Raw genomic sequence first — 9,989 nt, 5'->3', positions numbered from 1 at the left:
AGATAGATCAGAAAAGGCTATCATTTCAGAAAATTTTCTACTATCTAATTGTTTGAGATTGGTAATTTCTTTTTTAACCGAAACTTTATTACGACTTTAATATTTCGATAGTGTTCTGTATTTAATAGCCAAACTCTAATATTACTTATTATAGAATTGTACTTTAGTGTATACCTTTTCTTTTCTTAATAATTTTAGTCAGCTGATTTATTAGATCGCGCTGCAAATTATTAGTAACTAAAATGGCATGTCCTGGATACATCGTTTTCACTTGATTAAAATTTCTAGGATTTCCGATAAAAAGACATACTACATCTATGCCACTTTTATTAGCAACTTGAACCATATTTCGTATCGTATATAGATCTTCGTTTTTAGAAAAGGTTGGAAGACCATCACTTATCATAAATATTATTCTCAATTCCTCAACATAATTCTGAGCACGATTGATGATCCACTGCAAGGCGAGACTATCTCTATTTCCCTCTTCTGCTTTAATTGCTCCAATGAAACTTTTCTCAAGATTAGTAGATTTGTTAAAAGGTTTCAAAGGATATATTTCTGTATGACGAGTTTCTGTAAAAGCAAATATTTCTAAAGGTAACTTAATTTGTTCGCATACTTCATTTAATAATATAAGCGATTGCTTCATTACATCTATGATTTTTTCGGTACCTTTACCAAAAGGCATTGACGTTGATCCTGATATATCATTCATAATAAAAGTTCTGGCATTGATTCCATCTGAACCTTTAATTTCACTTCGGAAGATATTAGAGTTATCCGTTTTTAGTGCAGACCAGATCTCACCGATATCTAGATGTCCTGAACGCTGATTAGTTAGTAATATATCTTCTTCAGGAGCTAAAATTTTCTTTAATTCTTTGCTTGTTCTAGCAATACTTTTCTTCAGCTCATTTTTAATTTGATTGTAGCAATGAAGGTTTTGATGACGATAAGGTTTAATAGTAACTGCTTCAGAAACAGATTCTCCTATTTTTGGTAAATCAATTTCTACTGTTTCTTTTCGATCTTCATAATCTTTTATTTCGTCTTCAACAAGCTGTTCATCTTCTAATATCTCTTTTTTTAATTGTTTAAGAAGTTTATCTTTATCAGCTGGATCAATATCCTCTTGGTTTAACTGTTCTTCTGCCGCTTGCAATATTTCTTCTATATTTTTCTCGACTTCTGCTTTATCACCCCATGACTCAGAATCATAGTTAGATATCGAAAGATTAGGTTTAAAATCATTTAATTCTAACCAGTCATATAATGTGGGCCATACAGCTTGCACTAGCTGAAGAGTATGATCCATACAGTCTACAGTGCTTTTAGATTCTCTTAATGAAGTAAGAATATCGGTAACTTGATCAGCAAGCTCGATAGCGTCTGTATGCCACTCTAGGTCTTTTAACTGAAAGCCTCTACTGGCTATACATTCTCTAAAATCATTAATTCTGCAAGCTCCTGCTTCAAGACCTCGAATTCCAAATCTCCAGTGTTCATTTGTGAATTCAAATAGAGTTTTGGATTCTGGTAAACCCAAAGCCACATAATATTCCATGCGCACATCAATCATCATCCCTGCGAAATAACGTAACCATTCCTCCGGATATTTCACATTGTTCTTCCAATCGATTTGGTCTGAAGAAGCATTGTCTTTTATCCATTGATGAGTGACACCTCCAATATCGTATTGGATATGTCCTCTTTCATGAATAGCATGTGTTTTTCGTAGTAGTCTTAACTCATCTTCGCTAAATAAACGATGTTGAGTAGTTTGAAGGTCATACTTCACATAAATACCCTTATAATCCGTATATGAAGTAGAATGAGTGGTCCAAAACATATCAAATGCTTTTTTTCCAAACTTAATAAATAGATAGCGTTTTAATCGCTCTAATTCACGTTTCTGGATTAATGCTTCTTTGGTTTCAATAGCGATAAATGTCATTTTATAATCTCCTTAGAATCAAAAAAAGAAGGTCCCAAGAACCTTCTTTCTCATTCATTATTATTTAGATAAATCCTTCTTGATACAGTTTCTCTTCGTCATTCATTGGAAGTTTTTTGAATACACTTTGCCGTATTCGATCTCTTATAGCAAACTGATCTGCTTTATCTTCTGTTTTATTGATAATGTAATCTTCCAATACTTCTGTTTTCAATTCATCACTAATCCCATATTTTTTCAAAAAATGTGCAGCATCTAAATATCCTCGAATTGTTTGTGAGCGTGATCCTGTTCCTTCGGTAGTGATTAGCTCATCAATTTGCTTTTTTACCCCTAATAAAAATTCTAATACTTTAGCATCTTTCATCCCTGTTTTTTTGATTATCAATTCTTTCAAGTCCATGGATTGAGGCAGTTGAAGGACTGCAAATCGATCCATTAAAGCAGCATTGACAGGACTAGTGCCTGCATAGGTTTCTCCAAAATTCATAGAAGCCATAAAAATATGATATTTATGCCTTGGAAGTGATCCATTTTTAGTAGGTAGTTCTCTATTTTCATCCAACACTGGATGAAAAATTGAAGTCACTTTACCAGGTATCATATTAAGCTCGGAATAATTAGAAACGCCTCCATATTTTACAGAAGTTGCAAATGGAGACAGTTCAAATGTCACTTCACCTTTAACGAAGGTTTGTGCTCCAACTATACTTTCTTTAGTCTCGTTGATATTACCCACTTGAATATACACCGGTAATCCTAAAACCCATGCTAATGAAGCAATAAGCGTATCCTTTCCAGACCCCATTTCTCCGTATAACATCAGATCTTTACCGTTTAATATATGACGAAGAGCTTTAAGTAAAAAGGGACCAGTGTATGGCAAGGAAGGTTTAACAGGCTCACTGACCATTGGAGTTAATTTCACTTCATTAAAAATAGCTTCTCGCATTTCTTGAATTTCTTTAATTAAAGTTGCTCCTGCCCCTTCTTGTTGCAAATAGTGTAAAACTTCTGCATATTCTGCTTTCCAACTTGTTCTCTCTGCATATATGATGGGTGAATCTTCAATAGCATCCATCATATTTTCAAGAGTCGCAGTTGGAGTAGTCGTAGTTGGAACAGATTCCTCATCGAATACAGCAAAATCTAAAGAACAGTCTTTATAATTATCAAGTTGCTGAAACGATTGTAAGTAAGATGTATCTTTATAAAACATCGTTCTATCAACTTGTAGTCCTAATTTATCTGCAATACCCACAGCAATTGTTGTATGTGTACAAATACTTTTATTTGCACTCTCGGTACAATAATGATGAAAATCGATAGATGCCCCATCATCAAACACATAACCATTTTCTATGCCATCTTTAAAGGAAATCCGGATCACTTTAGTCCCATTATTTAATTCTTTATATTCAATTTTGTTGCAAGATCGGGGAGCTCTATTCAATCCTAAATTTTTTGAAAGTTGAGAATCGTTTATTCTTCTTGCAGTTACTCTTGCTTTAGATTGTGTAGTCATTATTTCTTCCTCCTCATAATAAATGACAACATTACAATCAAACGTAATGTTGTCATTTTCACGTATATATAATTTTCACTCTATGATGTAGCAACTATAACTTCTCCATCTAGCGTCAGTTGATAACTCGAGAACGAAGTCCATTCACAATGTTCAATCGGAACGCCTTTTTGATCCTTTCTATTCTCGATACAGACTACCCATTTATTCTCATTGAGTTTGACAGCATAAATGCTAAGATATTGATGCTCTTTTCTCCATAAATGCTCGTTCACTTTTTTAAAACCGATATTCTTAAAGTATTGAATAGGAAAATGCCCTGCATAAGTGTACTTTATGCTTGTACAGCGACCAGAAAGCAACCAAATCTGAATTTGGCGATACGTACTTGAGATTTCAATTTGGTGCGTTGCTTCAAGATTGATATAGATGCGAGATGAATCAAAACGATTTGCTCTCACATTACATTTCCCAAAAATAAAGGGGATCGGCATTTGCTTTACATCACACCAAGTCATCTCAACTTCTAAAATTTTCATGATTTCCTCCTTTTTAGACAAACAAAAAAATCCACCTATTTAGAATTGATCAATGCGCAAGCATTCAAGATCATCTAAACAGATGGATTTTTAAAGTTTATACTTTAAGTGTAAACAATGAGTTCTACCGCTTGGTGGAACTTGGGTGAAATATACAATAACCAAATACTATCACAAAAAAAGTATGGGGTTAAATGCAACAAAAAAAGACCGGATTAAGGTCTTTTTTTGTTAATCTAAAAAATCAGCATAATGTTCTCGAAAATATAAGTCAGCTTGATGCCATTCTGTATCATCTATAATTTCATGCAATTCCGGTTTGTCACCTTGTGTAACAACTTTTAAAATGACGTACTGAGCATGATTGGTTTCTTCTTTCGCAACATTCTGTGCCTGATTGACTTCTTTAGTTGCTACAATGTAAATTTGTTTATCAATTTCAAATTGAGCTGAAAAACGAAGTTTTACCCGACTATCGTCTTTTTGGCTTAATACCATCCAATCGATTGGATTATCTTTCATGATTTAATCCCCGTTTCAAAGAATATAAAAGTTCCTGTTCATAGTCGTTATGTACCTCAACTCTAATTATTAAGTAAGTTCTTGTCAACATAAAAGCAAAAATTGAGAAAGAGGTGTCCCTCCTTCTCAATGTATAAGGTTCTTTATCATTCTTCATAGTCTTCTTCAAGACTTCCATGCATCGAATCAAAATATTCTGTCGCTGTCATGCCTGTATGACCTGATAGGAGATAGGAAATCCTTTTTTTCACCAAGCTCTTTTTCGCAAAATCGTAGGATATAAAAGTATGTGTATCTAAACCTGCAAGTAAACGCTCATCGGTTGTAAATCGTACATCTACAGAAGGCATATACATTTGAGCAATTTCGCTTATGGGTTGAATACGAGCATCTCCATCTACTACAACAATTAAACGTTCTGGTCGCTCATAAGATTTAGTATTTTTAAAAGCATGTTCTATCTTTTGAAACCTTTGAATTGTTTTAGTTTTCCAATCAGGGTGCATTCGAAAAATCTCCACCCAAAAGAGTCGTAAATCTTTTTCTTCTTTAATAACTTGAAATCGAATAAATGGAGAAAATGCTTGGCTGTCTGATAACATGATCGTTGCTCGACGTTCCCAGCTAATCAACCGGTCAATCTTCTTGAGTTCGCTGTACAATTGTCCTCCGATTAAATCTGCAAAATAGTCAGCCATTGATGGTTCTGAACCTGGTGGATAATTTACAGGTTTCATAAAAAAACAATTAGAATCGGGCAAAAGGGATTTTGCTGCTTCAGCTCCTACTTTGGTAAGTGCGTAAACCATCGGCTTCTTTCGTTCGTGTGGTAATTCACTGATCCAACTAAATGAGCATATAAACCCGGAATTTTTAGATTTTCGCAGAAACTCTAATGTTTTTTGATTATGATCATTTTGTAGAGGATAGAGAATATTTTCAATTTGTTTTCGTGTAGCTACACGCACTACCGATAAATATTGAATAAGTTTAATCTCTTTTTCTGTTAACGTATTATTACTAATTCTATTTTCGTACCAAAAGGCTGCGTTGCGAACACCTTGTTCCGGCTGTATATACTTTAATTTTGCAAAAGGATCACTATACAATCCGAATTTTTCTTGATTCGGAAGTAAGTATTCCTGTATATTTGCGGGCCCATCTTGACCATAAGGATTGGGGAATGGACTTGGAGCAGAACTAGTCTGCTCCTCCACATTGTTATTAAAAACGAATTCCGGCATGCTCATTGTAAAGCCCTACCTTTTGTTGAATTCATACCGGTCTTATTACGTGGGATAATAACTACAACCGACATTTTCCGATTTTTAAGGTCGATGGAGCGAATCCGCACATTATGTTCCATTCCTTTTTGGAACATGGAGGGTTTGCCGAAACTAGGAAAGTTAGATCGTGCAATCAGCCCGGATCGAAGAGTGAAAAAGATACCGTGTTGATCATGGAAATTATGAACTGTTGCTATATACGTGCCGTTAACCTGATAATCGTCTTCTACGGTTTCCCACGGATCTTTAAGTAGTGCTTTTGTGCTAACAATAAGTGACCCATTAGGTTTTTCTTCGGTAGGTTTTTCAAAATCAATGATTTGTACTGGTAATAGTTCACCGATTTCAAATAGCAGACGAAGGTCTTCTGTTACAAAACTGTGTGATACTTCTGCTTTGTTCAGGATCACTTCGACCCCTTCTACATTTAAAAATAGTCGGTAGCCATCATTCCCATCGATGAAAGCATTGAATTTTTGATCTTTCTCTACATTTGCCCAGAATTTCTTTTTCGTGATTTCCAAAGCTTTAGTTCTATTAGCTACAAAAAGTTCTTTATCTTCATTTTCATAGTTTTCGACTACAAATTCGAATTCTTTCCCCAGCAGATGTTGTAAACCTCTATAAGTATAGTTACTGATTTTATCTTTTGCTAAGTAACCAGTGATGCCGTGATAATCAAGCTGCAATACTTCTTTATCTTTAAGCGTGATAATTCCGACGCTTTTTGCATACAGCACTTGACCTAAACGCTTACTATCTCGGATTTCTGCCCAAGCTACTGCTTTTTGCTCTTGTCGTTTTTCTGGTGTCAAATAATTCATAGTTATCATACCCTTCAGTGTGTAGTGACAAAAAAATCCAGAAATGCAGAAAGCACCTCGAACGCAGTTATGCGTGCGAGGTGCTTCCTCGTTTCTGGATTAATTATTTTAATAGTAATCAGAATACTTTGAAATGTCAACTATCCTCTTCTTCTTCTAGAATTTCAGTGAAATGAGCGCGAGCAACTGACTCTGTGACGCTTGAGTTGGTATCAGGATCTACGGCTAAGAATTCAGTTAAGAATGAATCGATTGGTGCAATAATAGTTTCTCCTACCGGTTCACCGTCATCTATCGATTGAACGTGTGGCTGGAGTTCTGGTTCGACATCATCCGAGTTTATGTGGAGTGGAGTATGAACATCATTCCCCGTTTCCGTTGATTTCCGTAATAGTCCGATTGATTTTTCCATTTCTTCAGGTAAGGGTTGGATAGGAAATACACCTCCGTAATTGTCATGTGTTTCTACTAAATTCTCTAAATCTTCTTCTTCAACAGGAATTAAATCTGTAATGTTAGAATCGTTTATTTTTTCAATCACTGTACTAGTATTGCTTTCTTCCGGAGGATCAGATATATCAATGATGCCTGGTATATCTGACCCATCTGCATGAGTCTGCGTCATGTGTTTATTTAGATAAACAACATTATCTTTTAGAGGCACTTCATCAGGTGTCTTCACTTTTACAAACAGATCAGGTAGATCTTCTTCAATTGGTAGTGCATTCGTAGGTAAAATCGTTTCTGGTTCTTCTTGTAAGCCAGTCACTTCTTCTTGCTTTTGCGCGAGAATATCATCTACATCTGTTTTCACCGGTTTTTCCATGAGAGAAGATAACAGGTTGGAGTGTGTCAAAGTTAAATCAAACTCCTGATCTGTATTTTGCTCTGTAAGTAGCTTCAAATTACCAATTTTCAAGAAGCGCTTAACAAATTTAGTTTCGCTCACAAATTTACCAATAGCATGGATAGGAGGCATTACACTACCTTCCGCATCCATAGAATCAAAAATGAAGTGCTTAAATTTAAGCTCTTTAATTTCTGTAGGCGTGAATCTAGCGGTCTGTTTGCGTTGAATATTATTTCGAATACCCCAACTTTGATTAGGCATAGAAATAGGTGTAGTGGATTCATTCTGAGACTCTTCTGTTTGAGGTTCTTCACCAAACGTATCAGAGAATCGTTTATTATCTTCGAATTCTCCACCACCAAAAACTGTTTTACTTCTTGCTGATCCCATCATGGTGTTATCGTAACCTGGTTTAATCACTTTAAACTGCCCTAGCGATTGCATCGCAATCAGAGTACCCACCAAGTATGAACGCCCTAAAGTAAATAGGCGTTCAAAGGCAGCATTAATATAGAGTGGTGCTTCATCAATATATAAAAAGAATGGGATTCGTCCAATTTTAGGTCTACGGAAAATACTAGACTGCAATTGTCGAATAAAGAATTGACCAAAACTCAAGCTAAGTTCTTCTAGCTCTCCTAATGCAGTATTGACAACCAGAACTCCACCATTAGCTAAAAAGGCATCCAAATCTAACAATTCTTCATCATCTTTGGCTACCATGAGTTTAGATAACATAACATTTGTAGCAATATCATTTAAATATTTTTTAGCTCCAGCTACAAATTTATCCTTTTTACTTTCTACCACTTGTTTGCCAGCATGTTTGTGAGCTTCTGGATAATATTGTGGTTTGATTACGTCTTTTTCCTTGTATTGTTTATAATCAAGTACTTCAGTTTCAAAATAAGAAACAATCCGATCATACCGATCCATCTCTAACTGCACGTCTTCAGATATATTCTCATCACTTACATGAGAGTTGACCTGCTCGCGTACTTCTTCCGTAATATCTGCTAAATGGCGCGGATCAGTAAACATTCTTTGCAGATGTAAGATATTAAACTTATGTCCATATCTAATCTTACCTAGTAATGTATATAAACCTGATGTTTCACCTTGTTGACCTTTGAAAAACGAATCTTGATTCTCTGTTAGCGCATCCAGAACCCCTCTAAACGTTTCGGCTGCTGCATCCATTGGACCTACGAATGGGCTAAACTTAATAGAATCTGGAATATTAGTTGGATCAATTACTTTAATTAAGTGTTTAGGCACGCCTAATTGATCACATAAAGTTAGCACATCTGCTACAAGATCGCCTTTAGGCTCTAAAACAATAATGCCCATTTTTCGACCGCGTGCAATCCGAATTAAATCCTGTACGATACGAATTAATATTGTGGTGGAGGTCTTACCTGTACCAGTCGCTCCAGCAACTAGTTCATGGAGATACCGGTTCTTTTCAGTAAGAACGATGGGCTCATTAGTTTCTTTACCCCATCCCACAATGACATCACAGGAATTGTCTCGTAATGAGAATGCCTGACTTGCCAGCCACTTGAATTTCCATTTGAAAAATGCGTCTTTTAGATCTTCATTGCTATAAAAATCCTTCACAATTAAAAATGATGAAAAAATAACAATGATAAGAGGCAACGCCAGCAGGACATAACCAAAACTTTCCATTGAATTTACAACAAGATACTGTTCATTGGATTTGATTCCTGCAAAAAAATCAAAAAGATAATTCCGAATATACCATGCAAATATGGCATTTACATGTAATGCAAAAGGAATCGCGCAGAGGATCAACATAGCTATTCGTCCTTTGGGCGAAACCCATGTTAAGTATGTTTTAAATCCCTTTTTGATTGGTTGAGATATTGTTGAATAAATCCAAGTCAGAATAGGTAAATTTAACGCGCATACGATCCAGAATATCTTGTGATGATGTAATGGCGTATAGAACCCATTTAGTAAAAATTGATAACCTATTGGTGGATTTTTATAGAACAAAGTTAAAAACCCAATTACCCCTGAATCTATACCAAACCATTGTGCAAAAAAAATAAGAAATGAGGAAAATCCAAGCCACAAATTCATTGTCAATAAAAGAGTGACCAGGATAGTATGAAAGTATATTCTGTACCATTCCGTCACCAGTTCTCTATGATTTACCCACCAGACTTTGAGTCTAGGGGTAAGCATTGGAAAAGCAGATCCTGATGGATCATGCTGTTCTTCTACATCTTGATTCATTGTAAACCTCCAATCCACGTACTTTAAAATTAGAACTGCTAGCAAAAAAAGCACCAAAACAGCAATATGCTGTATCTGGTACTTCCAGTTTTGGTCTATTTAGTTGGTTAAATAACATACATAAGGCTAAATGCTGTTTACGATCGCTCCTTTACCATTTAATCCATGAGTTAAATTTACAGAAAACAAAAAAGCACCAGACACAGCAATATGCTGTATCTGGT

7 protein-coding genes are annotated in these 9,989 nt (G+C 35.4%); all 7 read right to left on the bottom strand.

Features of this window, described 5'->3' with window-relative positions; translation table 11 throughout:
- Positions 1 to 163: 163 nt before the first annotated feature.
- Positions 164 to 1,957: a vWA domain-containing protein gene (locus PTI45_RS16535; RefSeq protein ID WP_069328714.1), complete on the bottom strand. Its 1,794-nt coding sequence runs from the start codon at positions 1,955 to 1,957 to the stop codon at positions 164 to 166.
- Positions 1,958 to 2,021: 64 nt separating this feature from the next.
- On the bottom strand, positions 2,022 to 3,482 hold the full coding sequence (locus PTI45_RS16530; protein WP_069328713.1) for an AAA family ATPase: 1,461 nt from the start codon (positions 3,480 to 3,482) through the stop codon (positions 2,022 to 2,024).
- 80 nt (positions 3,483 to 3,562) lie between these two features.
- A complete protein-coding gene (locus PTI45_RS16525) occupies positions 3,563 to 4,021 on the bottom strand; it encodes a hypothetical protein (RefSeq protein ID WP_069328712.1) in 459 nt (152 codons plus the stop codon).
- A 231-nt stretch (positions 4,022 to 4,252) separates the two neighbouring features.
- Entirely contained in the window at positions 4,253 to 4,543 is a 291-nt protein-coding gene (locus PTI45_RS16520; protein ID WP_069328711.1) for a DUF1292 domain-containing protein, read from the bottom strand.
- 146 nt (positions 4,544 to 4,689) lie between these two features.
- On the bottom strand, positions 4,690 to 5,793 hold the full coding sequence (locus PTI45_RS16515; protein ID WP_069328710.1) for a hypothetical protein: 1,104 nt from the start codon (positions 5,791 to 5,793) through the stop codon (positions 4,690 to 4,692).
- Complete coding sequence (locus PTI45_RS16510) at positions 5,790 to 6,653, bottom strand: hypothetical protein (RefSeq protein ID WP_069328709.1); 864 nt, start codon at positions 6,651 to 6,653, stop codon at positions 5,790 to 5,792. Before PTI45_RS16510 ends, PTI45_RS16515 begins: the two co-directional genes overlap by 4 nt.
- Before the next feature lie 136 nt (positions 6,654 to 6,789).
- Complete coding sequence (locus tag PTI45_RS16505) at positions 6,790 to 9,765, bottom strand: type IV secretory system conjugative DNA transfer family protein (protein WP_069328708.1); 2,976 nt, start codon at positions 9,763 to 9,765, stop codon at positions 6,790 to 6,792.
- Between the last annotated feature and the right edge of the window lie 224 nt (positions 9,766 to 9,989).

The organism is Paenibacillus nuruki (assembly GCF_001721045.1).
Lineage (GTDB): Bacteria > Bacillota > Bacilli > Paenibacillales > Paenibacillaceae > Saccharibacillus > Saccharibacillus nuruki.
This window is presented reverse-complemented; position numbering and strand designations above follow the sequence as displayed.